Consider the following 22,817-nt stretch of genomic DNA (forward strand, 5'->3'; position numbering starts at 1 on the left):
CGTCCCCCTGTGGTGTCCCCGTCGGCCGATCCCGAGGCTCCGTGCACCGCCGGTGAACGGACCTGCGCGTACTCCCGGGGTCGTGCACGCCGGTGGCGTGAGCGTCCACGGGCGGCCCCGGCGGGGGCGCGCGCGTACCTCGCGAATCGGCGTGACTCTACTACTGCCTCAGCCACAACTCGAAGACATGTCCGGATAGTTTTCTTGTTGAGGGGGTACGGGGCGGGTTTCACCTCCGGTGCCGGGGGGTGCGGGCGGTACGTGCGAGGGCATCGCGGGACGGGCCGGTGAATTCCGGCGGATCAGGGGGCAATCGCGGGCGAGGGGAGGAAACCCGCGTGGGTGGTTGTTCGTCTGTACGGGTGGGAAGCGGGCCGGTGTCCGCGTGCTCCCGCGCGCGTGTGCGGCCGGACAGGGCCGACTAAAGCGGCGTGGGGCGGGCAGCGAAAAGGAAAGCCGCTCGTGTCCCCCGGGTGGTGGTCGGTTCGGCGAGTGGCGGGGAGTTGACTGCGTGATGAGCACCGTGGAGCGCGGCGTGGAGGACGAGCGGCGCACGGACGCGAGCCGTGCGGCGGGGCGTGCCGTCGCCGAGGAGCGGTCGGCCTGGGAGACCCCGCTGCCGCAGTGGAGCATCGAGGAGTACGGCGAGGACGCCGCCGAGGACGCGGAGTTCGCGCGGCGGCGGCGCGAGGCGGCGCGGCGGGACTCCCTGTGGCGCGACGAGCCGGCGGTACGACGACGGCTGCCCGACGCGGTGCGCACCTCCGCGGTCCGCTCCGTGATCATCGTCGCGCTGACGCTGTGCCAGGCGGTGACCGCTTTCCTGTGCACGCTCGCCGGTTCCTGGCTCGCCTTCCCGATGGTGCTGAGCAGCGTGGCGAGCACGGTGGTGGCGACGTGGGGTGTCCTCGATGTGTGGGTCACGCGCCAAGTGTGGGTGCAGCGCAACGGGGTTCTGTCCCAGCCCGGCAGCACCGCGCGGCAGTTGCGCCGGGAGCGCCGCCAGGCGCTGAAGGCGGCGAAGCTGGCGGCGCGGGCGGAGCGCAGGGGGCGGCTGGACCAGGCGAAGGGGGACGTCGCCGCCGAGGTTCCCCCGCCCCGTACCGCGACCGCGGCCACTCCGCCCGGCTCCGGCGTCCCCGCTCAGGACACGGGCCGCTCCCCTCGTTCCTCCTCGGGTGCGGCAGGGCGCGGGACGGACCCGGCGGCGGCCTGAGGCTCCGTGCGTTCGGCCGGGTCTGCGACACCTCCGGCGGACTCCTGCGGGCGTCCGGCGGACTCCTGCGGCCGCTCGAAGAAGCGGGTGGCCTGGATCTGGGCGTGTACTCCCTCGGCATCCGGCTCCTTGGGCAGGCCCGGGCGCAGGTGTTCCTCGACGCTGATGTACTTGAGCCCGGCCCGCAGGTCCGCGTCGTTGCGCAGCCTGATGACGAGGGGGAACTCGGAGAGCGCCGTGGTGTCGAAGAGCCCCGTGGTGTAGAGGAGCTGGACGCCGAGTGCGTCGGCCACGGCCCGCTGGAGTTCGAGGAGGTACGTGGCGTTGGCGCGGCCGATCGGGTTGTCCAGGAAGAGGGTGCCCGCGTGGCGGCGCCTGTCGTGGCCCCGGTCGTTGGAGCGCAGCGCCGCCATCGTGCAGTACAGCGCGATGGCCGCGGTGAGCAGCTGGCCGCCCGAGAAGACGTCGCCCATCTGCCCCACCGGCACGCGCTCGGCGCGCAGCACCGCGTCCGGCTTGAGGATCTCCACGGCGATGCCGCGTGGCTGGAGGGCCGCCTGCACCCCGCGCAGGAGCAGGCTCATGCCGTCGCGGCGCAGATCGGCGTTCTTGCGGACGGCGGCGCGGGTGGCCTCGTCGATGACCTCGCCGAGCCGCTCGGTGAGACTCGCGTGGTCGGGTTCCTCGAAGCGGATGCGCAGGAACTCCTGCCCGGACCACTCCCCCAGCCCTTCGGGGAGGCGGGAGAGGCGCTGCGCGGCGCGGAGCGTGGCGAGCGAGGACTCCACGAGTCCGCGCAGGCGGTCGACGATCGAGTCGCGGTTGCGTTCGAGTTGTTCCAGTTCGTCGGTGAGGACGCGGAGGCGGGGCGCGAACGCCTCGGCCCAGCGGGCCGCGTGCTCGGGCAGAGCGGCGGCGGGCAGTTCCCTGATCTGCTGGCGCGCGGGGGTGCGTACCTGCTCGTAGCGCGTGGAGTTGGCGTGCCGGACGAGGATGTCGCTCGCCTCGCGCACCGCCGACTCGGCTGCGGCGAGGTCCGCGGCGCAGCCGCGCAGTGAACGACGGGCCTCGGCGGTGGCCGTACGGGCCTCGCCGAGCGTGCCCGCGAAGGGCTCGGGCTCTTCGGGGGCGGGCGTTCCTGGCTCGGGGTCCGCCGTCTCGCGGGACAGGTTGTCGCGGAGCAGGTCGCGCAGGAGCGTCGTGGTCTCCTCGAATCCCGCCGCCGCCTCTTCGGCCGTGCGGTGGTCGTGGCCGAGGGCGGCGTGGGCGGCGCGGGCGGCGTCGAGTGCCTCGGTGCGGGCGGCGAGTTCGGCGCTCGCGGTGCGCAGGAGGGCCTGGGCCTGCTCGGCGTCGGCGGGGACGAGGTCCTCCGGGAGCGCGGTGTGGGCCTCGCCCTCTTCGGGGGCGAGGCGTTCGGCCTCACCGCGCAGTCGGCCGAGTTGTTCGCTCGCGGCGTTGGCGCGGGCCTCCAGCATCTGCACGAGTTCCTCGGCGCGCCCCGCGGCGGCCTGCCGGGAAGGTCCGTCGGCGCCGTCGGGGCCTTCGAGGAGGCTCGCCGCGCGGGTGCGGACCTTGTTGCTGAGGCGTTCGAGTTCGGCGAGGGCGGAGGTCTCCTCGCTCTCGGCGCGGGCCTGTTCCGCCCGCAGGTCGGCCCCCACGCCGACCTTCTCGTAGAGCTGGGAGGCCGCACGGTACGCCTCGCGCAGAGTGGGCAGAGCGGCCTTGCGGGCGTCCTCGGAGGGGGCCGGCAACTCCTCGGGGGCGCCGGCGATCTCGGCGCGCTCGGCGCGCAGGGCGCGGGCGGTACGGCGGGCGTCGTCGGCGGCGCGCTGGGCGGCGCGGCGGTCCTCGTCGGCGGCGCGGGCGCGGTCGAGGCAGGTCTGGGCGCGAGCCTCGGCCTCGGCGGCCTCCTCGGCGAGTTCCCGCAGGCGGCCGGTCCAGCGGCCGCGTTCGCGCAGGCGGTGGGCGAGTCCCGCGAGGGCGTCGGCGGCGCGGCGGGCGCGCTGGGCGGCCTCGCCGCGTTCCTCGCGGGCGACGGCGGCGGCGCTCGCCGCCTCCTCGGTCTCGGCGCGGCGCTCGCGGGCCTCTTCGAGGACGGCGGCGGCCTCGGCGGCAGCGGTACGGGCCTCCGCGGCCGCGGCGGCGAGTTCGGTGAGGCGTCCCGCGGGGCAGCCGGAGCGCCAGGAGGCGAGGCGGGCGCCGAGTTCCCGGTCCTTGCCGAGGCGTGCGGCGAGGGTGCGGATCTCCTCCTCGCGCGCGGTGGCCCGGGCGCGCAGCTGTTGCCGTTCCTCGTCGGCCGCGTGTTCGTCGTGCATCGCCGGGTTGGGCGGGACGAGGAAGACGGACTCCTCGGCGTCCGCGTCCTGCGGGGCGGGCGCCGGGGCGAGGAGGGCGGCCGCGGTGCCGACGGCGACGGTGGAGCGGGGCAGCAGCGCGGCCTGGGCGAGGACTTCGCGGGCGCGGCGGTGGGTGCCGGGGTCGGTGATGACGACGCCGTCGACGAGTTCGGGGCGGGCGGCGAGGACACGGTTGTGCTCGGCGGGATCGACGGACTGGGCGAGGTAGCGCCAGCCGGGCAGCGCGGGGATGCCCTGTTCGCCGAGGAATTCGACGGTGGCGAGGACGTCGGGGCCCGGGGGCAGGAGACCGCCGTCGCCGAGGGCGCCGAGGATACGGGCGTCGTCCTGGGCCGCCGTGCGCAGGGCGAAGAGGCGGCGTTCGGCCTCGGTGACGGCGTCGTCGATGAGGGTGCGGAGGGTCTCGGCGCTCTGGTCGAGGGTCTCGGCGTCGAGACCGGCGGGAGCGGAGGGGGCTGCGGGGGCGGTGTCCGTCGCGGAGTCGGCGCCCGTACCCGTGCCGTCGGCGGAGCCCGTACCCTCGGGGCCGGTGCCGTTGCCGGGGCCGCGCTGCTGGGGCACGGCGGTGCCGCTCGCGGTGGGGAGGCCGAGGAGGGCGGCGAGGCGGTCCTCGCGGGCGAGGCTCGCCGCGGTCGCGTACTCGGCCTGGAAGGCCACCTCGGCGGCGCGCGCCGCGTCGGAGGCGCGCGCGGCGGTGAGTTCGGCGCGGGAGGCGGTACGGGCCGCGTCGGCGGCCTCGTCGGCGGCACGGGCCGCGCGTTGGCGGGCCTCGGCCCAGGCGGCGGTGGCCGCCTTCTCGGCGTCGCTCGCGGCGAGCGCGGCGCGGGCCGGGTCGGCCTCGGGCGAGGAGCCGTCGAGCCAGCCTGCCCGTACGGCTTCCTCCGTCTCCTGCTCGACCTCGGCGAGGCGCTGGCGCAGGTGTCCTGCGTCGCTGCGGGCGCGCTGGGCGTCGGTGGCCGCGGCTGTGGCGTCACGGTGGGCACTCTCGCCCGCGGACTGGAGGTGCCCGGAGCGCTCCTCCTCCTCCGTCGCGTGGCTCTCGGCGCGTTCGGCGGCGTCCTGGAGGGCGCGGACGAGGTCGGCCGCGGCGGCCGCGCGGGCGGCGAGCGCGGGCGCGGCGTCGCGCTCGGCCTCGCGGATGGCGGCGGCGACGCGTGCGGAGCGGTCGGCCGCCGCACGGGCGCGCAGCACGGTCTCCGCGGCCTGCCACGCGGAGTGCAGGGTGCGGGCATCGGTGAGTTCGCGGCGCTGGGCGGTGGCGGCCTTCTCCCCCGCGGCGAGGGCGAGCGAGGCGTGCCGATAGGCGAGTTCGGCCGCGACGAGCGCCGCGCGGTCGCGCGCTGTGCCCGCCGCGGTGACGGCCTCGGCCGCGGCGCCGAGTTGCGCGGACAGCTCGGCGGAGCGGGTGCGTTCGGCGGCGGCGCGGGCGGCGAGACGGCGGCCGAGCGCGCGGGCGCGGCGGGCGGCGGCGCCGTGGACGTCGCGGGCGCGTTCGCGGTGCGCGGTGGCGTCGACGATGCGGCCGAGGAGGTCGACGGAACCTGCGGTGAAGTCGCGTTCGGCGAGGAGTTCGGAGCGGCGGCCGAGCTTGCCGCCGAAGCTGTGAACGAGGTCGGCGAGTCCGTCCGTGTCCCGGGTGTCGGTGACGGCGCGCAGGAGGAGGTCGGTGAAGTCGGAGTCCTTCTTGACCGCGAAGAGCCCCGCGGCCTCGCCCTCGTCGGCGTTCATCTCGCGCTGGTAGCGGAACAGCTCGGGGTCGAGGCCGAGTTCGCCGAGGTGCTCGGTCCAGCGCTCGTGGGTCTCCTCCCAGTGCACGTCGAGGTGAGTGTAGAACTTCCCGGCATCGACGAGGGCGTCCCTGAAGCCCTTCATGGTGCGGCGGCGGCCGCGGGCGGCGGAGATGCCCTCGGCGATCGGGCGGACGGCGTTGGACTCGGCGACGGGCAGCGAGTCGAGGCTGAGCCCGGGCCCCGGCCGGAACGAGTACCAGGCCTCGGCGAATTTGCGGGGGTCGTTGGAGACCTGGCGGCCGCGCCATTCGCTGACCTTGCCGACGACGACGCACTCGCCGGTCAGTGTGTGCTGCCACTCCAGGACGACGTGGCCGCAGTCCTCGGCGAGCAGGAACTTGCGGAGCACGCCGGAGCTGGCGCCGCCGAGCGTGTTGCGGTGGCCGGGGAGCATGACCGAGAAGATCAGCTTGAGCAGGACGGACTTGCCGCCGCCGTTCTCCAGGAACAGGACTCCGGCGGGGGCGGGCCTGCGGGGTGGTCCGCTGGGTTCCTCGGCGAAGAACTCCGTCTGCGTCGGCGCGGGTTCGGGGACCGGGGCGCCGACCGAGCGCAGATCGAGCACGGTGTCGGCGTACCGGGCCCCGGCGGGGCCGATCGAGTAGAGGCGGACCCGGGACAGCTCGTACATGGTGCGGACTTTCGGCAGCGGTGGTGGGGCGACAAGGGAAGTATCGACCGGGATCAGGCGGTCATGAACATCTCGGTCAGGGGGTGGCAGTGACGTGGCAAAAAGGGCAGTGGGGTGCCGACGACGTCTGCGCGCGACGGCACAGGACGGCGGGACGGCGCGGGACGACGCCTCACCTGTGGAAGGGAAGCCCCGCGTCCGCGACGAGAGCGAGGTCGTCCGTGTCCTCGGCGGGGACGAGACTCGGGCTGCCGTCGCCGACGGGCACGATGCCGAGGTCGAGGAGTTCGGCCATCGCCGCGCCGCCCGCGAGGTCGCGCACCTGGAGCTGGTAACGCGGCGTCGTGCGGTAGGTGCCGCCGCCGTCGTCCCCGGTGCGCTGGAGGAAGCCGGAGTCGGTGAGGAAGCCGACGGCCTTGGCGACGATGCCGGTCGTGGACCCGGCGAGGCGGCGGGCGTCCTTGGTGGCCCCGGTGGCGCTGCGCCGCGCCCAGACCCGCCAGGCGGCCTCCAGGCCGGGCGCGTCGGTGGCGGGGTCGGTGTTCTCACCCTCGCTCTCGGCGCGTTCCTCGATGCGGCGGCAGGCCTGGCGGACGAAGGCGTCGACGCCGTTGACGCTGATCCGTCCGATGTAGCCGTCGTCGGCGAGGTCCTCGGGCCTCGGGAAGGCGAGCGCGGCGACGCTGAGGTGGGCGAGGCCGTGCAGGAAGCGGTCGGCGGTGTCGGTGGAGGCACGGCGCGCGTACTCGCCCATGCGGACGGCGAAGACGGAGTCCTCGGCGGCCGCGGTGGCCATCCCGGCACGCTCGGAGACTTCGAGGACGACGAGACCGAGGCCCGTGGCGACCGCGTCGGCGAGGCGCGCGAAGGCGGGGTCCTCGCGGTAGCGCCGCAGGAGAGCGGTGTACTCGCCGTCGCGGGCGGGCTGGAGCTTGGGCTGGAGGCCGAAGGCGACGAGCCGGGCGGCGTCGGCAGCGTCGGCAGGGGTGACAGGCACTGCCACCGCTGAGCGCGGCTCGGCGGCCTGCTCCTCGCCGTACGGGGATTCTGCGGCGTACTCGGTCACGGTCGTGCTTCCTTCGGGAACGGGACTGCGGGGCGCCCGGCGGCGCGGTGTGCGGGGGAGGTACGGGGACGCGGCGGCATCGCGCGGCGGCTCGTACGCACGACGGCGCGCCCGGCACCGCCCGTACGCACGTCGGCGCGCCCGGCACCGCCCGTACGTACCTCGGCGCGAGCGGAGCGGCCCGTCCCCGCGTCGGCGCTCACGACGCGGCCTCCGTGACGGCGTCGGCGGCCTCCAGGAGAGCCGTGCCGACGATGAGGTCGGCGCCGCCGAAGTCGGGGTCGTCGAGGGGGGTGCCGTCGTCGACGGCGAACAGGACGCTGGGCTCGCCCTGGCGGTGCGCGGTGCCGACAGGGGGGCTCGCCGCGTGGAAGGCGAGGAGGGTGACGAGGCGGGCGAGTTCCCGTGCCTCGTGGTCGCCACCGCCGTTCTCCCGCGCCTTCCTGCGGGCCTCGGCGAGCAGCCCGGAGAGCCGGCGCGGGGCTTCGGGCTCCAGGCGGAGCAACTCGGTGGCGACGGCGAGTTGTTCCTCGCTGAAGCGACTGTCGTCCGGGGTCGCGACGAGGTCGGGCTCGGGCAGCTCGGCGCCGAGGTGCTCGCGCTCGGCCGGCGGCGTGAGCAGCAGGTCGACGAGGTCGCCGACACGTACCGCGCCGGGGGTGCGCAGCCCCGTACCGCGGGCGAACCACGCGTCCGTGACGCGCAGCGCGTCCTCGACCGGGAGGGCGATGACGGGCGAGAGGAGCTGGCCGTACAGGTCGAGCCCCGGGCGCCCGGAGTGGTCGGCGAACGCCTGCCGGTCCTGTTCGGCGCGGAAGAGCGGACCGGCTTCGAGGAGGCGGGACTGGAGCTGGGTGTGACGGCGGATGCAGTCCTTGACGATGTCGACGAGTTCGGCGGCGCGGCGCTTGTTCTCGGGTTCCTCGGACTCGTCGCGGGCCTTGCGGATGTTGGTGAGAATCGCGTTCTCGTGGCGGTAGCGGTCGGCGACGTGGCCGAGCGCTTCGTCGATGAGGTCGGGGACGGTGTGCAGCCAGTCGACGGCGCGGACGTCGCGGCGCGTGGACTCCAGGGCGCGGCGCAGCGATTCGGCGTACTGGACGGTGCGGTACCGGGCCTGTTCGGCGGCGAGTTGCGCGTCGGCGAGGCGGCCGCGGCTGATGAGGACCTCCAGCTTGACCTCGGCGGCGATCTGCGCGCTCGTGACATCCGTGTCGAGCGCGCCGACGAGCACGTTGACGGCCTCGTCGGTGGCGCGCAGGAAGACGGTGCCACCGGCGGCGGGGACCTCTTCGATGAGCTTGAAGTCGTAGTCGCGGCGCACGTAGCTGCCGTCGGGCGCGAAGGTGCCGTAGACGGCGCGGAAGCCCCGGTCGGCACTGCCGACGTTGATGAGGTTCTCCAGGACCCAGCGGGCGACGCGCTCGTGCTCGGCGACGGGGCGTGCGGGGGCCTGCGCGCCGACCCGCGGCAGGAGTCTGGCCACTATCTGCTCGTGGTCCGCGCCCGTGTCGAAGTCCATGTGCAGGGTGACGAGATCGATCGCGGCGAGCGCGACCTCGGCCATCGCGTATCGCGTGTACTCGCCCGCCAGATTGGCCTTGCGGGTGTCGAGATCGTGCAGCGGCGCGGTGCAGGCGAGGGCGCGCAGGCGGCGTGCGAGCCCTTCGTCGGCGGCCGGGCCAGGAGCGGGGCGCGGGCCCGCGCTGAGCTGCGCGTAAGCGGGTGAGGGGAGGGCGGGCGAGGTCACGGGGAACAGCGTAGAGGGTGGGGGCGACACCAGTGTGTCGCGGGGCGTTGCGGAGAAGGTGCCGTTTCGCCCGGTGGGCCGTTCTCGGTGCTCCGCGCCCGCCCCCGCTCCTCACGGGCCGCGGGGACCGGGTCGGCAAGCCCCTCCCAAGCGGTCGGCGTCCACAGCGGCGGCCCGGGGCCTCAGAACTGGATCTCCGGCTTCAGCTGCCCCATGCTCCACCGCCGCCTGCGGACCAGGAGCAGGGCCGTCGCGCCCAGCGCCGCCGCGCCGTACGCCGCGAGGACGCCGAAGGAGAGGCCCAGCGTGGAGCCCTGGCCACCGGAGACGGTGACGCGGAGCCCTTCGACGAGGTAGGTCATGGGCATGACGGGGTGCAGGGCGCGGAAGAAGGCGGGGGTGGTCTCGACGGGGTAGAGGCCGCCGCAGGAGGTGAGCTGGAGCATCAGCAGGATCAGGAGGACCAGGCCGCCCGCGGAGCCGAGGAGAGTGCGGAAGAACTGGGCGAGGGCGACGAAGGAGAGCGCGGCGACGCTGACGAGCGCGACCAGGAGCCAGGGGTGCTCGGCGTCGAGGTCCAGGCCGAGCTGGACGACCGCGTACAGGACGAGTGCCCCGACGACGCCGAGGAGTGCGGTGGGCAGCCAGCCGGCGAAGGCCGCTGTCACGGGTCTGCCCTCGTCGACGGCGCGCGGGTTGTAGGGGCGCAGCACGAGGTAGCCGACGAGACCGAAGACCCACAGCGCGATCGAGAAGAAGAACGGTGTCATACCGCGCCCGTAGCGGTGCGCGGGGTGGAGGTTGGCGGACGTGACGTCGACGGGCGAGGCGAGGAGCCGCGCCTGTTCCTTCGCGGCCTGGCCCTCGGGGGCCTGCGGGACGGCGGAGGAGAGCTGGGCGAGCTGCTGGAGCCCGGGCCCTGTCGTGGCGGGATTCCCGGCCTGGCCAGCGAGTTCCTTCGCGGACGCCGCCGACTTGTCGAGTCCGTCCTTGAGTTCCCTGCCCTGCCCGAAGACCTGCCGCAGTTCGACCTCCTGGGCGGCGGCGGAGAGCTGGTTCTGGAGTTCCAGGCGCGCCTGGTCGGCGGCTTTGCCGATGATGAAGCCGTTGGCGTCGTTGAGTTCGATGTGGACGGTGGCGCGGCGGGGCTTCGGGCTCAGGCTGCTCGCGAGGTCGGCACTGAAGCCGCGCGGCACGGTGACGGTGAAGAAGTAGTCGCCGGTCCTGAGCTTGTCGCGTGCTGTGGCGGCGTCGCTCGTGTGCCAGTCGAAGCTCCCGCTCTCGCGCACGGCGCGGACGATGCGCGCACCGCCGTCGACCGTGCGGCCCTGGACCTTGACGGGCTTGTCCTCGTTGACGATCGCGACGGGTACGCGGTGCAGGAGTCCGTACGGGTCCCAGTTCGACCACAGGTAGAGCGCGCCGTAGAGCAGCGGGACGAGCGCGAGCACCCACGGCACGAGGCGCGAGAGCGGGCCGCGGAAGCGGCGGAATTCGAGCTGGGCGAGGCGCAGGGCGCGCATCACGGCCTCCTCGCCGCGTCGGTCGCGGCGGTCCTCGGGGACAGGGTGGTGTACGCGGCGAGCGGGACCGCCCAGTCGGGGGGCGGGGGTGCCGCGGCGGTCGCGAGCACGGTGATCCCGGCCTCGGCGAGCCGTGCGAGCCGCAGCCACGCCTCGCGCAGGTCGGTGCCGCCGAGCCCGGCGTCCACGTCGTCCACGAGGACGGCGGGGCGGCGCTCGGCGGCGGCGAGGGCGGCGGCGAAAAGGAGCTGGTCACGCGCGGGAAGCCGCCCGACGGCAGTACGGGGCGGGGGTGCGCAGTCGAGGAGTTCACCGGCCGCTTCGAGGACTTCCGCGCTGAACGTCCGTGCGGTCGCCGCCCGTTCGGCCCGGTGCTCGTGGGCCGTCCACTGCGGTACGAGAGCGACGCCGGGCCTGACGCGGGCGAGGGCCGAGTGCCGGAGCGGGTCGACGGGCGTGTCGCCGAGCCGCGCGGTGACGGTGCCGCCGCTCGTACGGAAGCGGCCGCCGAGCGCGAGGAGCAGACTCGTACGGCCCGTACCACCCTGGCCTGCGACGACGGTGAGTCCGGCGGGCCGTACGAGGAGGTCGACGCCCCTGAAGACGGTTCCGAGCGGTCCGCGCGCCCGCAGCCCGCGCGCCTCGATCTCCAGCGCCTCGCCTTTATTGATCAGCGCGGGCGGAATCCCGGGCGGAACCTGCCGCGCCCCCGCTCCCTCGCTGTCTCCCGGGCTCTCCGCCACCGTGCACCGCCCTTTCCGCTGCGACCGCCCGCCACCCTGGCGCGGAGGGCGGTCCGGCGCGCGGCAGCGACGCCCGGGGGCGGGGGCGGATCACCCGGACGGGGGCGGGCGGTCGCAGGGAGGTCCCGGGCGGGCGCGGGCTCCCGCGCTGCGGGGCCCGCTGTCAGACCCCCGTGCCATGCTCGGCGCAGCCGGATCGAGCAGGTCGTAGGGGGCAGTCATGAGTGTGCGTCAGTACCGGGCCGTCAGTGGGAGCGGGCGCGTCGACAACCCGTCGGACGAAGTGCTGTTCCGTATGGTCAGCGGGCTCGACGGGGTGCGGAGCGGCTTTGTCGTACTCGCGCCCGAGGAGCCCGATCCACGGTGGTGGGCCGCCGTGAGCGGGCTCGGGGACGGGCGGTACGAGGTGGTGCGGCGTGAGCGGGTCCGGGGCGGCGCGGAGATCAGCGTGACGCGCGATGCGCAGGGCCTCGTGCGGGAGCTGACGGGGTGGGCGGGGGCGCGAGGTGCAGTGCGTAGCGGCTCATCCAGGTGACGGGACCCTCGTCGGTGCGCCCGCCGGGCGCCGCGCGCACCGGCACGTCGCCGCTGTGCGCGAAGCCGCGCCCCTCGTAGTACGCGCGCAGGCGGGCGTTGGAGCGTACGCAGTCCAGGCGCAGCGCGTCGAGGCCGCGTGCGCGGGCGGTGGCCGCCGCCCAGTCGAGGATGTGCGCGCCGAGTCCCGCTGCCGAGCGGCGCACGGCGAGGCTGTGCACGTAGGCGGCGCGGGCGGGGCTGTCGGCCCACAGCGGGTCGGCGAAGTCAAGCGTGACGGTGCCGAGTACGTCGTCCCGTCGGCTGACGAGCCAGGTCTCACCGCGCGCGATGCGCCCGGCGAACCACTCCGGTGCGAAGCGCGGGGGCCACTGCTCGATGCCCCGTCCCGCGAGCCAGGCAGCCGCCTCGTCGAGCACGCCCAGCACCCGCGCCGTGTCGGCGGGGGTGGCCACCGTGAAGGTGGGTCCCGCGGTGCCGCTCACGCCGCCGCCGTGTCCGGGCCGATGCGGCCGCGTACGGCTGTCTGGACCTCGTCCTCCTCGGCCGGGTCGGCGGCGAGGCGGCGGAGCTGGGTGACGACGCGGCTGTCGGCCGTCTCGGCGTGCCTGGCGCCGAGTTCGCGGGTCGACTCCTCACAGTCCCACAGGCACTCGACGGCGAACCCTGCCGCGAAGCGGGGGTCGATGGCGGCGAGGGCGCGGGCGGCGCGGCCGCGCAGGTGCGAGGAGGAGGTCTCGCGGTAGACGTGGCGGACGACGGGGGCCGCGCAGACGATGCCGAGCCTGCCGGTGCCGTCGAGGAGCGGGGCGAGGGCGGGGTCGGCGGTGCCCTGGTCGCGGACGGCCGTGCGCAGGGCGGTGAGCACGAGGTGGGTGTCGCGGGTCGCGCCGCGCAGGGCGAGCAGCCGCCCGGCGGCGGCACCGAGCCTGCCAGGGGCGCGGGCGAAGTCGCGGGCGCGCTCGACCGCGGCGACGGAGGGGGTGCCCTCGAAGAGCGCGGCCGCCGTGTCGGCGACGAGCGAGGACGTACTCGCGGTGGCTTCGGCGAGCAGGTCGAGTGCGAGCGGCTCGCCGCTGTCGCGCAGGTGGCGCAGGGCGGCGAGGCGAGGCGCGTCGGCGCCCTCGCGGGCTGTGGCGAGGAGCAGTTCGCGGTCCTCGGGCCCCGCGACGGCTGCGAGGCAGCGGGCTGCCGGTGCGTGCAGGTCGTTGCCGTGCTCCTCCAGGCCGCGCCGGGCCCAGTCGAGGATCTCGGGGACGCTCCAGCCGGGCCGGGGCCCGGTGGGGGTCAGTTGTCGCTGCCAGCGGTCGAAGGAGCCGCGTTCGAGTGCGGCGCGGACGCGCTCCGCGTGCGGGGAGCCGGGGTCGGAGGCCCACAGGTGCCAGGGCCGTGGCTCGTAGGCGCCGCGTGCGGTGGCGGTGAGTTCGGCCTCGCCCTCGGGGGTCTCGGGGAAGCGGGCGAGCACGGGCGCGGCGAGGGCGCGCAGGGCGCGGTCGTCCTCGCGGACGGCGAGTTCGTCCAGGGCCCAGGCCCAGTTGGCGCCGCTCGCCACGTACCTGCGCAGCAGCGCGAGCGCCTCGGGGCGCCCGTAGGAGCCGAGATGGCCGAGGACGGCGAGGGCGAGTCCGGTGCGCGATTCCTCGGGGTCGAGGATGTCGTCGGCGCCGAAGAGGTGTTCCTCGATGCCGTCGAGCGGGCCGTCGAGTTCGCGGTAGAGGCGTGCGTAGTAGAGGGAGCGGTTCTCCACGTGCCAGTCGCCGCGCGGGTCCTGGCGGACGCACGCGTCGAGGGCAGCGAGCGCTTCCTCGCGGGGGGCGGTGAGGGCGTGCAGCGTGCCGTCGCCGCGCCCGCGCTGGAGCAGGCCGAGCAGGGTACCGCTGGGCGCTATGACCGGATCGAACATGACAGGGGCCTCACATCAAGCTGTGGGTACGAACGGGGGGCGGACGGTCACCTGTGGCGCCGACACGTCCGTGGACCCGTCGTGTGCCGCTTGCGCTCAGCCATCTTCCTCTGCCTCTCGATCGGTGGCCCGGACCGGGCCTTTGCGCGGCCCGGGCGGTGGGCCACTTCTTCCCGTGGCGTCCGGGCCCGAACCATGTGGCCATGATGGCGCAGGCGTCGATGCTCAGGCGAGCGCATTTACGGCGGGGGGACAAACCACGCGGAAACACCCTCCGTTTCAGGGTGTTCGCGCAGGTGGGAGCGGGGGGTCGGGCATTGACACAGGGGGGCGCGCGCCGGGCGGGGCGGGGGTGACCGCAGGGCCGGGGCGCCTCACATGTCACGTGGGCCCCACCCGTACCGGCAGAGCGTCGCGGGCCGTTCCGAGGCCGGGCGTGCGCCTCCGGACGACCCTGCGAGGAACCGGACGGCCCTGCCGGGGAGCCCCGGACGGCCCGGAGGCGGACCGTGCGTCTCCGGGCCCCCCGAAGCGGGCCGCACGCCTTCGGACCGCCCGGAGGGGAACCGCGCGCGTCCCTCTAGACCGCTCCGAAACGGGCGAGGAGCGCGGGCTTCTCGAAGATGCGGGCCGTGTCGACGGCCGAGGGGCTTCCGGCGCGGGGGTCGGCGCCCGCCGCGAGCAGCGCCTCCATCACCTCGTCCTCACCCTTGAAGACCGCGCCGGCGAGGGGGGTCTGGTGGCGGTCGTTGGGGCGGTCGGGCTCGGCGCCGCGCTCCAGGAGCGCACGGACGGTCGCCGCGTGACCGTGGTAGGCGGCGAGCATGAGCAGCGTGTCGCCCTTGTCGTTGGCGAGATTCACCGGGACGCCCGCGTCGACATAGGCGGCGAGCGCTTCCGTCTCGCCGGAGCGGGCGAGGCCGAAGAGGCGCGTGGCGAGTTCCACGACCTCCGGTTCGGGGGTGTCGGGGCCGCCTGCGGGGCGGGGCTCCGGGTGCTCGTCCTGGGTCGTTCCGGGAGTGGGGTTCACGGGATGGCCGCCTTGCGGGGAGGGGGAGGGGACAGGGCAGCTCACCAGGACCGGCGGGCCCTGCCGCCGTCCGGGTGAATCGCCAGCGTACTGCTCCCAGGCGTACACGAGCCGAGGGGCGCCGGGCAAAGATCGACGCGAACCGGCGGGGCGCGGGAGCGGCGGGCGGGGAAGGGTTCCGCGGGTACCGGGCCGGCGGGAACTCCGCACCACATAAAGACGAAATGATCGCTTGATCACTCATTTGCACCTTTTGTCGTATAGATACATGCTGTGAGCCTGGAAGAACTCATGGTGACTGTCCCCTCAACCAGGAGAACCTCATGATCCTGTCCATCTCCGGCGTCATCCTCCTCGGCATCATCGTCTTCCTCTTCTGCCGGAAGGACGGCCTGAAGCCGCTGCACATGGTCGTGTGCGCCCTCTTCGGCTTCTACCTCGCCGGTACGGCGATCGCCCCGAGCATCAAGGCAGGGGGCGCGAGCCTCGCCTCGCTCCTCGGCGGCCTGAAGTTCTGAGGCGCCGCGCCCGATCCCGCACGCCGGGGCCCCGGTCCCGGCGTGTTCCCCGTGCGCGGCGCCGTGCACGGCCCGGGGCCCGCGCGCGGGCCCGGCAGCAGTTCTCCGTACGACTCCCCAGGAGACCGACGTGGTACCGCGACCACTCCCCCGCATCCTCCGCGACGGCGGCGCGTCCCTCGCGCGCGGCCGGGACCTGGCCCGTTCGGCGGCGGACGGCGCCTCCGACGTGCTGCGCCCGCTGATCATCCTGGCCAGGGGCCTGGTCAGGCTCCTCGCCGCGATGCGCCGCCGGTGGACGGCGACGCCCAAGGAGCGGCGCGGGGCGCTGCTCTTCCTCGCCGCCGCCGTCGTCCTCGCGGTGGCGCTCGCGCCGTACGGGCCCGTCTCCGCGCTCGTCGCCGTGCTCGCCGCCGCCGCGTGGCTGGGCCGCGACAGGACGCACGGCCCCGAGGAGAGCGGTCCCAGCGAGGAGCAGGCGGCACGGCTCGCCTCGCTGTACGAGGCGCTCGTCCCGTACTTCGCCGTGCCCGAGGCCCCCGATCCGCTGTACGCGCACGGCGGCGAGTGGCAGCGGGCGCTCAGCGACTTCGGCTTCGACGAGCAGGGGCGGCTCGCGGCGCTCACGGTCGCGTACCCCGCGTACTTCGCGGACGGGGACCCGGAGTCGCGGACGCAGGTCGAGCGGCTGCTGCACGCGAAGTGCGGGCGGGGCCGCGAGTACCACTTCGCGTGGGACGAGGAGGCGAACCGTCTCCGTCTCACCGTGCTCCCGCCGCTGCCGACCGACATCCCGGCGCAGCCCTTCGTGACGAGCCCGGGCGAGGTGGTGCTCGGGCTCACCGACGCGCTCGCGGTGCGCCGCACGGTGCCGCTCGTGGACGCGCGGGGCGAGGCACGCGACGTGCCCCCCGTGGTGTGGCGCACGGGTACGCGCGCGCCCGAGCCGCACCTCCTGGTCGCGGGACGCCCGGGGAGCGGGACGAGCACGCTGCTGCGCGCGATCGCTCTCCAGGCGCTGCGCGACGGTGACGTGCTCGTCGTGGACGGCGGCGGGACGGGCGACTACACGTGCTTCGTGGGGCGCGACGGGGTGCTCGGCGTCGAGTGCGGGCTCACGGGGGCGCTGGGGGCGCTGGAGTGGGCGGCGCGCGAGACGGAACGCAGGCTCGTCGCGGTGAACCGGGCCAGGCAGGCGGGCGAGACGCCGCCCGAGGACGTACGCCGCCCGCTGTGGGTGCTCGTCGACCGGCCCGCCGTGCTCGGGCACCTGGCCCGCGCGGAGGGACTCGCGGACCCGCAGAGCCACCTGCACGTGCCGCTGCGGCACGGCAGGGCGGCGCTCGTGACGGTCGTCGTGGCGGAGCAGTACGACTGCGTCGACGGGCTCGACCCGGTGGTCGCCCAGCACACGAAGGCGCGCGTCGCCCTCGCCCCGGCGCACGCGCGGCAGGCCGCGGAGATCCTCGGCGCGGCCCCGCAGTCCACCCCCGCGGGCGAGCTGCCCCCGGGCCGCGGCTACGCCCGGCTCGGTACGGGCCAGGTCCTGCGCCTCCAGGTCCCCGCGACCCCGGACCCGTACGACGACTCGGCGGCCGACACGCACCGCGAGGCGGTCCTCGCGCTCCTCCCCCGGCGCGGCGGCTCGAACCTCGCGAAGCAGGCGGGGCCCGCAGGGGAGGAGAGCCGGGCCCCGGCCGGGACGGCGGGTGCGGAGACCGAGGAGGAGCCGACGACGCAGCCGGTACGGGTGTCGGTGGCCGAGGCCTGAGGGCGTGGCGGCGGAGCCTTCGCGGTCCCGGACGGCTGAGCGGCGAGCGGTACCGTGCGGGGTATGACCGCGAGGGGCCCGCGGCGGACGGACCTGGGACGCCGACGGCGAGCACGTACCGCGTGGCAGAGACCGCGAGCGAGAAGTCGCTGGTCATCAGGGGCGGGTTCGTCACCGACGGCCTCGTCGAGGTGACCGCTTCCGAGGACGGCTTCGCGTTCCGCCTCGTCGCGCTGGACCCGCCGGTCCACAAGGTCTTCCCCGACGAGGAGTCCGGGCCCCCCGGGGGGGGACGGGGCGGCGCGGATTCTCGCCCGGGACGGAGCCGTCGTGTGCGGCTACGTCGGTACGGAGTACGAGCCGTGGAACCGGCGGCTGACGGTCGCGGACACCGAGGTGGCGAAGGACCACCAGGGCCGGGGCATCGGGCGGACGCTCCTGCGCCACGCCATCGACCGGGGGCGGGACCTGGGGGCGGGGCACGTGTGGCTGGAGGTGACACACCTCCATTCGCGGGCCATCCGGATGTACCAGCGCCGGGGCTTCGCCTTCTGCGGGCTGAACACCTCGCTGTACCTCGGCACGGAGTCCGAGGGCGAGACGGCGCTCTTCACGAGTCTTCCGCTCGGCCCCTGAGCCTCCCGCCGGGCGGACGCGCCGCCCGCCCGCACCCGCTCCCTCAGGCGATCAGCCCCCGCTGTACCGCCGTGTGCGCCCCTGCCCCCGCGCGCACCAGGGCCACCGCGCGGGCCAGGCGGTCGGCCGCCTCGTCGGCGAGCGGACCACCGACCGTGAAGGGGAGCCGGAGGTAGCCCTCGAAGGCGCCGTCGACGCCGAAGCGGGGGCCCGATGGCACCCGTACGCCCGCTTCCTCGCCCGCCGCCGCGATGCGCGAGCCGGAGAGGCCGCCCGCGCGCACCCACAGGGTGAGGCCGCCGCGCGGGACGGTGAACTCCCAGTCGGGCAGCCGGGAGCGGACCGCCGCCACGAGAGCGGCGCGGTTCGCCGCTGCCTGGGCGCGGCGCAGTCCGACCGCTTCCTCCCAGCCGCCCGTCGTCAGGAGCCAGTTGAGGGCGAGCTGTTCGAGGACAGGGGTGCCGAGGTCGGCGTACGCGCGCGCGGCGACGAGGCGGCGGATCGTCTCGGGCGCCGCCCGCACCCAGCCGACCCGCAGCCCCGCCCAGAACGCCTTGCTCGCCGAGCCCACCGTGATGACCGTCGAGCCCGCCGGGTCGAAGGCGCACACGGGCCGGGGCATCGCACCCGGCTCGTCGAGATCCGCGTCGAGCCGCAGTTCGGCCATCGTCTCGTCGACGAGCAGGACCGAGCCCGCGGCGCGCGCCGCGGTGGTGAGCGCGCGGCGGCTCTCCTCGTCGGCGAGCGCGCCGGTCGGGTTGTGGAAGTCGGCGACGACGTACGCGAGGCGGGGCACCGCCTCGCGCAGCACCTGCCGCCAGCGCGCCACGTCCCAGCCGCCGGTCCCCTCGGCCATCGCGACGGGCACGAGACGGGCGCCGGCGTCGCGCAGGAGCTGGAGGATGTTGGCGTAGCTCGGGGACTCGACGGCCACGCGTTCACCGCGCGGCGCGAAGAGGCTGATGATCGCGTCGGTCGCGCCCATCGCCCCGGTCGTGACCATGATCTGCTCGGGCATCGTCGGGACGCCGCGCGCCGTGTAGCGCTCGGCGAGCGTCTGGCGCAGCGCGGGCAGCCCCGCCGGGTAGTCGCCGTGGGTCATCGCGTACGGCGGCAGCGCCTCCGTCGCGCCGCGCACGGCCCGGGTGAGCCAGGGCTCCGGCGCGGGGAGGGAGGCGTACCCGAGGTCGATGAGCTGCCCGGCGCGCTCGGGCGGCAGCGGGCCCAGACCGCGCGCGGGGAGCGGGGACCCCGCGGGGAAGGTGATCCAGCTGCCCGCGCCGCGGCGGGACTCCAGGAATCCGGCCTCGCGCAGCGCCTCGAAGGCGGTGGCGACGGTGGTGCGGCTGACGGCGAGCGCCGTCGCGAGTTCCCGTTCGGCGGGCAGCCTGGCGCCGACAGGGACGCGGCCCTCCAGGACGAGGACGCGGATGCCGTCGGCGAGGGCCTGATAGGCGGGGGTGTGGCGGGCACGGTCCCTGACAGCGCCGCCCGCCCCCGCGCCCCTCGCCGCCGTGAAGCCCCCGGAGCCCCCCGCCCGCGCGAGGCCCGCCGCCTCCCCCACTGCGGGGCCCCCGTCTCCCGTGGTCTGCTGGGAGGCGAGCAGCCGGGCCAATTGCGCCGGACGGATGACCGCGATACCCCGCTCCACCATCGAAATCAGTCCACTTCTCTTCGATTGGCCCTGTCGAGGGCCCTCCTGCGACTTCCAGGGTGGCACGTGCCAGTCCACTTCCACACACCCGGGGGATCTCATGGCCACGACTCTTCCGCCGCGCGCCGCGGCCTCGCTGCCGCGGCGCCTCGTCCATCTCTACGGAGGGCTCCTCCTCTTCGGCTTCAGCGACGGGCTTCTCGTGCTCAGCGGTCTCGGTGTCGAGCCGTGGAACCTCTTCCACCAGGGGCTGGCGCGGCACACGGGCCTGAGCATCGGCACGGTGGCGATCATCGTGGGCGCGCTCGTGCTGCTGCTGTGGTGGCCGCTGCGGCAGCGTCCCGGGCTCGGCACCGTCTCGAACGTCTTCCTCGTCGGCCTCTCGATGGACTGGACACTCGCCCTGCTCCCCCCGGCCCACTCCTGGCCCGCGCGCACCGCGCTGCTCCTCGCGGGGGTCGTGCTCAACGGGGCGGCGACAGGGCTCTACATATCGGCGCGCTTCGGGCCCGGGCCCAGGGACGGGCTGATGACCGGCCTGCACCGGCGCACCGGCCGCTCGCTGCGGCTGTGCCGCACGTTCGTGGAGGTGACCGTCGGGCTCATCGGCATCGTGCTCGGCGGGACGCTGGGAATCGGCACGGTCCTGTACGCGCTGGCGATCGGCCCCCTCGCGCAGTTCTTCCTCCGCGTCTTCGCCCTCCCCGTCCGCCCGTACCCCGGGCCGGCCCCGGCATGATCACGGGCGGTGCCATACTGCGCGCGTGAACACCCCGGCCGCTCCCCCGCACCCCTTCGTCGACCATCCCCTCCCCCTCGCCTTCGCGCACCGCGGCGGCGCGGCGGACGGCCTGGAGAACACGGAGACGGCGTTCCGGCGGGCGCTCGGACTCGGCTACACGTATCTGGAGACGGACGTCCACACGACGGCCGACGGGGAACTCCTCGCGTTCCACGACGCGACGCTCGACCGCGTGACGGACGGCAGCGGCGCGCTCGCGGAGCTTCCGTGGCCGGTCGTGCGCGAGGCACGCGTGGGCGGCACGGAACGGGTGCCGCGCTTCGCCGACCTCCTGGACGCCTTCCCCGAGGCGCGCTGGAACGTGGACGTCAAGGCGGAGTCCGCGCTGCGCCCGCTCCTCGCGCTGATCCGGCGCAGGAACGCCTGGGACCGGGTCTGCGTCGGCTCGTTCAGCGAGCGGCGCCTCGCGCGGGCGCGGCGGCTCGCAGGGCCCCGGCTCGCCACCTCGCTCGGCACCGGGGGCGCGCTCGCGCTGCGCCTGCGCGCCTGGGGCCTGCCGTGCGCCCCGCCGCGCGGCGCACTGGCCGCGCAGGTGCCCGTGCGGCACGGGCGGCTCACCGTCGTCGACCGCGCCTTCGTACGGAGCGCGCACGCCCGGGGACTCCAGGTGCACGTGTGGACGGTGAACGAGGAAGCCGAGATGGAACGGCTCCTGGACCTCGGTGTTGATGGCATCATGACCGACCACATCGAGGCGCTGCGCACGGTGTTGCGGGCCAGGGGGCAGTGGACCGGGGTCTGAGCCGCGTGCGCGGGACGAGGCGAGGGAGCGGGATGGGCGCGGAGACCGCGGGGGCGGCGATCGCCACGGGGGCGGCGGACGAGGCGGGGGCCCGCAAGCGGGAACAGCGCGGCTGGTACTTCTACGACTGGGCCTGCTCGGTGTACTCGACGAGCGTGCTCACCGTCTTCCTCGGCCCGTACCTCACCGAGGTGGCCAAGAGCGCGGCCGACGCGGACGGCTACGTGCACCCGCTGGGCCTGCCGGTGCGCGCGGGCTCCTTCTTCGCGTACAGCGTCTCGCTCTCGGTGATCGTCTCGGTCCTGGTGATGCCGCTCGCGGGCGCGCTCGCCGACCGTACGGGCCGCAAGAAGCCGCTGCTCGGGGCCGCCGCCTATCTCGGCGCGGCCGCGACCGCGGGGATGTTCTTCCTCGACGGGGACCGCTATCTGCTCGGCGGGGTACTGCTCGTCGTCGCGAACGCGTCGATCGCGGTCTCGACGGTCGTCTACAACGCCTTCCTGCCGCAGATAGCCGCGCCGGAGGAGCGCGACGCGGTCTCCTCGCGCGGCTGGGCCTTCGGCTACGCGGCGGGCGCGCTGGTCCTCGTCCTCAATCTCGTCCTCTACCTCGGGCACGACTCCTTCGGCGTGAGCGAGTCCACCGCGGTGCGCATCTGCCTGTCGTCGGCCGGCCTGTGGTGGGGCGTCTTCACGCTCGTCCCGCTGCGGCGGCTGCGCGAGCGCCCCGCCAGGGAGGCGGGGGCGGGCGTGGTCGGCGGGAGCTGGCGCCAGCTCGGCGCGACGCTCGGGGACATGCGCGGCCGCCCGGTGACGCTGTGGTTCCTGCTCGCGTACCTCCTCTACAACGACGGCATCCAGACGGTCATCTCGCAGGCCTCCGTCTTCGGCTCGGAGGAGCTGGACCTGAGCCAGTCGACACTGATCGTCGCGATCCTGCTGGTGCAGGTGCTCGCCGTGGCCGGGGCGCTCGGAATGGGGCGGCTCGCGCTGCGGTACGGGACGAAACGGACCGTGCTCGCCTCGCTCGGCGCGTGGACGGTCATCGTGGCCTGCGGCTACTTCCTGCCCGCGGGTGCCCCGGTGTGGTTCTTCGTGCTCGCGGCGGGGATCGGGCTGATCATGGGCGGCAGCCAGGCGCTCTCGCGCTCGCTCTTCTCGCACCTGGTCCCCGCGGGCAAGGAGGCCGAGTACTTCTCCGCGTACGAGATGAGTGACCGCGGCATGAGCTGGCTCGGCCCGCTGCTCTTCGGGCTCACCTATCAGGTCACGGGGAGCTACCGGGACGCGATCATCTCGCTGGTGGTCTTCTTCGTGCTCGGCTTCGCCGTGCTGCTGCGGGTGCCGCTCGCGCGGGGGATGCGCGAGGCGGGCAACGCCGTTCCCGAGGGCGTGGAGGGCCGGGTGCGGTCCCTCGCCTGAGCGGCCGGGCGGATGACGGCCCGCGCGGATTTCGCACGCGGGCACGAAGGGCGGTAGTGTACGCGTTTGACCATCAGGATGTACCGTCCCTGTGCCTCTGAGCAGCGAAGACAGCCCGAGATTTTCGGTGCGTATCTCGTCAGATGTGACAAAGCGGGCATCGGTGGGTAGAAATGGGGCGGCTACGACGGCGACGCTTTGACCCTGCACGGGAATCTTCACCGCCGACCGGACGTTGACCGGATGACGACGACAGCGACGACTGTCCTGTGGGCGAGCAAGCCCGGGAGGCACGATTCATGAGTGAGCGAGCGCTTCGCGGCACACGCCTTGTGGTGACCAGCTACGAGACGGACCGCGGCATCGACCTGGCCCCGCGCCAGGCCGTCGAATACGCATGCCAGAACGGACACCGCTTCGAGATGCCGTTCTCGGTCGAGGCGGAGATCCCCGCGGAGTGGGAGTGCAAGGTGTGCGGCGCACAGGCACTCCTCGTCGACGGGGACGGGCCGGAGGAGAAGAAGACCAAGCCCGCGCGCACGCACTGGGACATGCTCATGGAGCGGCGTACGCGGGAGGAGCTGGAGGAGGTCCTGGCCGAGCGCCTGGCCGTCCTGCGCTCCGGTGCGATGAACATCGCGGTGCACCCGCGCGACAGCCGTAAGTCCGCCTGAGTTCTCGGTCGGCGGGTCAGAGCGAAGGCCGTGGGCCGGACACCTTCTCGGTGTCC

Annotated in this window: 17 protein-coding genes; 8 read left to right on the top strand and 9 right to left on the bottom strand. The window is 74.8% G+C overall.

Features of this window, described 5'->3' with window-relative positions; all coding sequences use genetic code 11:
* Positions 1 to 514: 514 nt before the first annotated feature.
* On the top strand, positions 515 to 1,216 hold the full coding sequence (locus ACQYWQ_RS03000) for a hypothetical protein (protein WP_431032310.1): 702 nt from the start codon (positions 515 to 517) through the stop codon (positions 1,214 to 1,216).
* Here the strand turns inward: ACQYWQ_RS03000 and ACQYWQ_RS03005 are convergent.
* The 8 genes from ACQYWQ_RS03005 to ACQYWQ_RS03040 all read right to left on the bottom strand — a co-directional run bounded on the left by ACQYWQ_RS03005 (position 1,144) and on the right by ACQYWQ_RS03040 (position 14,459).
* Positions 1,144 to 5,994, bottom strand: a complete 4,851-nt coding sequence (locus ACQYWQ_RS03005) for a hypothetical protein (RefSeq protein WP_431032311.1) — start codon at positions 5,992 to 5,994, stop codon at positions 1,144 to 1,146. The two genes, ACQYWQ_RS03000 and ACQYWQ_RS03005, sit on opposite strands and share 73 nt — an antisense overlap.
* 172 nt (positions 5,995 to 6,166) lie before the next feature.
* Entirely contained in the window at positions 6,167 to 7,060 is an 894-nt protein-coding gene (locus tag ACQYWQ_RS03010) for a hypothetical protein (protein ID WP_431032312.1), read from the bottom strand.
* Positions 7,061 to 7,259: 199 nt separating this feature from the next.
* Positions 7,260 to 8,810, bottom strand: coding sequence for a hypothetical protein (locus ACQYWQ_RS03015; protein ID WP_431032313.1), 1,551 nt, complete (start codon positions 8,808 to 8,810; stop codon positions 7,260 to 7,262).
* Between the two features lie 182 nt (positions 8,811 to 8,992).
* Positions 8,993 to 10,333, bottom strand: a complete 1,341-nt coding sequence (locus ACQYWQ_RS03020; RefSeq protein WP_431032314.1) for a YhgE/Pip domain-containing protein — start codon at positions 10,331 to 10,333, stop codon at positions 8,993 to 8,995.
* Positions 10,333 to 11,076: an ABC transporter ATP-binding protein gene (locus ACQYWQ_RS03025; protein ID WP_431032315.1), complete on the bottom strand. Its 744-nt coding sequence runs from the start codon at positions 11,074 to 11,076 to the stop codon at positions 10,333 to 10,335. The genes ACQYWQ_RS03020 and ACQYWQ_RS03025 overlap by 1 nt, the downstream gene beginning before the upstream one ends.
* Before the next feature lie 443 nt (positions 11,077 to 11,519).
* Entirely contained in the window at positions 11,520 to 12,095 is a 576-nt protein-coding gene (locus tag ACQYWQ_RS03030) for a GNAT family N-acetyltransferase (RefSeq protein WP_431032316.1), read from the bottom strand.
* On the bottom strand, positions 12,092 to 13,513 hold the full coding sequence (locus ACQYWQ_RS03035; protein WP_431032317.1) for a HEAT repeat domain-containing protein: 1,422 nt from the start codon (positions 13,511 to 13,513) through the stop codon (positions 12,092 to 12,094). The genes ACQYWQ_RS03030 and ACQYWQ_RS03035 overlap by 4 nt, the downstream gene beginning before the upstream one ends.
* Positions 13,514 to 14,093: 580 nt before the next feature.
* Entirely contained in the window at positions 14,094 to 14,459 is a 366-nt protein-coding gene (locus tag ACQYWQ_RS03040; protein WP_431039046.1) for an ankyrin repeat domain-containing protein, read from the bottom strand.
* Positions 14,460 to 14,866: 407 nt separating this feature from the next.
* Between ACQYWQ_RS03040 and ACQYWQ_RS03045 the strand changes: the two genes are divergently transcribed.
* From ACQYWQ_RS03045 to ACQYWQ_RS03055, 3 genes are all read left to right on the top strand, one after another.
* On the top strand, positions 14,867 to 15,061 hold the full coding sequence (locus ACQYWQ_RS03045; protein ID WP_037871955.1) for a hypothetical protein: 195 nt from the start codon (positions 14,867 to 14,869) through the stop codon (positions 15,059 to 15,061).
* Between the two features lie 130 nt (positions 15,062 to 15,191).
* Positions 15,192 to 16,832 (top strand): hypothetical protein, encoded by a 1,641-nt coding sequence (locus ACQYWQ_RS03050; protein ID WP_431032318.1) that lies wholly within the window; start codon positions 15,192 to 15,194, stop codon positions 16,830 to 16,832.
* A 330-nt stretch (positions 16,833 to 17,162) separates the two neighbouring features.
* Positions 17,163 to 17,468, top strand: a complete 306-nt coding sequence (locus tag ACQYWQ_RS03055) for a GNAT family N-acetyltransferase (protein WP_431032319.1) — start codon at positions 17,163 to 17,165, stop codon at positions 17,466 to 17,468.
* 43 nt (positions 17,469 to 17,511) lie between these two features.
* Here the strand turns inward: ACQYWQ_RS03055 and ACQYWQ_RS03060 are convergent, their stop codons facing one another.
* Positions 17,512 to 19,122: a PLP-dependent aminotransferase family protein gene (locus tag ACQYWQ_RS03060; RefSeq protein ID WP_431032320.1), complete on the bottom strand. Its 1,611-nt coding sequence runs from the start codon at positions 19,120 to 19,122 to the stop codon at positions 17,512 to 17,514.
* Between the two features lie 100 nt (positions 19,123 to 19,222).
* Here ACQYWQ_RS03060 and ACQYWQ_RS03065 point away from each other — a divergent pair, with 100 nt between their 5' ends.
* The 4 genes from ACQYWQ_RS03065 (at position 19,223) to ACQYWQ_RS03080 (ending at position 22,761) form a co-directional block, all read left to right on the top strand.
* Positions 19,223 to 19,861, top strand: a complete 639-nt coding sequence (locus ACQYWQ_RS03065; protein ID WP_431032321.1) for a YczE/YyaS/YitT family protein — start codon at positions 19,223 to 19,225, stop codon at positions 19,859 to 19,861.
* Positions 19,862 to 19,886: 25 nt separating this feature from the next.
* A complete protein-coding gene (locus tag ACQYWQ_RS03070) occupies positions 19,887 to 20,666 on the top strand; it encodes a glycerophosphodiester phosphodiesterase (protein ID WP_431032322.1) in 780 nt (259 codons plus the stop codon).
* Between the two features lie 32 nt (positions 20,667 to 20,698).
* On the top strand, positions 20,699 to 22,087 hold the full coding sequence (locus tag ACQYWQ_RS03075) for an MFS transporter (protein WP_431032323.1): 1,389 nt from the start codon (positions 20,699 to 20,701) through the stop codon (positions 22,085 to 22,087).
* A 299-nt stretch (positions 22,088 to 22,386) separates the two neighbouring features.
* Entirely contained in the window at positions 22,387 to 22,761 is a 375-nt protein-coding gene (locus ACQYWQ_RS03080; protein WP_008749015.1) for an RNA polymerase-binding protein RbpA, read from the top strand.
* Positions 22,762 to 22,817: the final 56 nt, after the last annotated feature.

The organism is Streptomyces sp. P6-2-1 (genome assembly GCF_050613165.1).
In the GTDB taxonomy this organism is placed as follows: Bacteria; Actinomycetota; Actinomycetes; order Streptomycetales; family Streptomycetaceae; genus Streptomyces.

Bases quoted from the DNA above. Each gene is read 5' to 3' on its own strand.
- ACQYWQ_RS03005 (WP_431032311.1), bottom strand. From the start codon at position 5,994: ATGTACGAGCTGTCCCGGGTCCGCCTCTACTCGATCGGCCCCGCCGGG.
- ACQYWQ_RS03080 (WP_008749015.1), top strand. From the start codon at position 22,387: ATGAGTGAGCGAGCGCTTCGCGGCACACGCCTTGTGGTGACCAGCTAC.
- ACQYWQ_RS03035 (WP_431032317.1), bottom strand. From the start codon at position 13,513: ATGTTCGATCCGGTCATAGCGCCCAGCGGTACCCTGCTCGGCCTGCTC.
- ACQYWQ_RS03020 (WP_431032314.1), bottom strand. From the start codon at position 10,333: ATGCGCGCCCTGCGCCTCGCCCAGCTCGAATTCCGCCGCTTCCGCGGC.
- ACQYWQ_RS03060 (WP_431032320.1), bottom strand. From the start codon at position 19,122: ATGGTGGAGCGGGGTATCGCGGTCATCCGTCCGGCGCAATTGGCCCGG.
- ACQYWQ_RS03075 (WP_431032323.1), top strand. From the start codon at position 20,699: ATGGGCGCGGAGACCGCGGGGGCGGCGATCGCCACGGGGGCGGCGGAC.
- ACQYWQ_RS03000 (WP_431032310.1), top strand. From the start codon at position 515: ATGAGCACCGTGGAGCGCGGCGTGGAGGACGAGCGGCGCACGGACGCG.
- ACQYWQ_RS03065 (WP_431032321.1), top strand. From the start codon at position 19,223: ATGGCCACGACTCTTCCGCCGCGCGCCGCGGCCTCGCTGCCGCGGCGC.
- ACQYWQ_RS03045 (WP_037871955.1), top strand. From the start codon at position 14,867: ATGATCCTGTCCATCTCCGGCGTCATCCTCCTCGGCATCATCGTCTTC.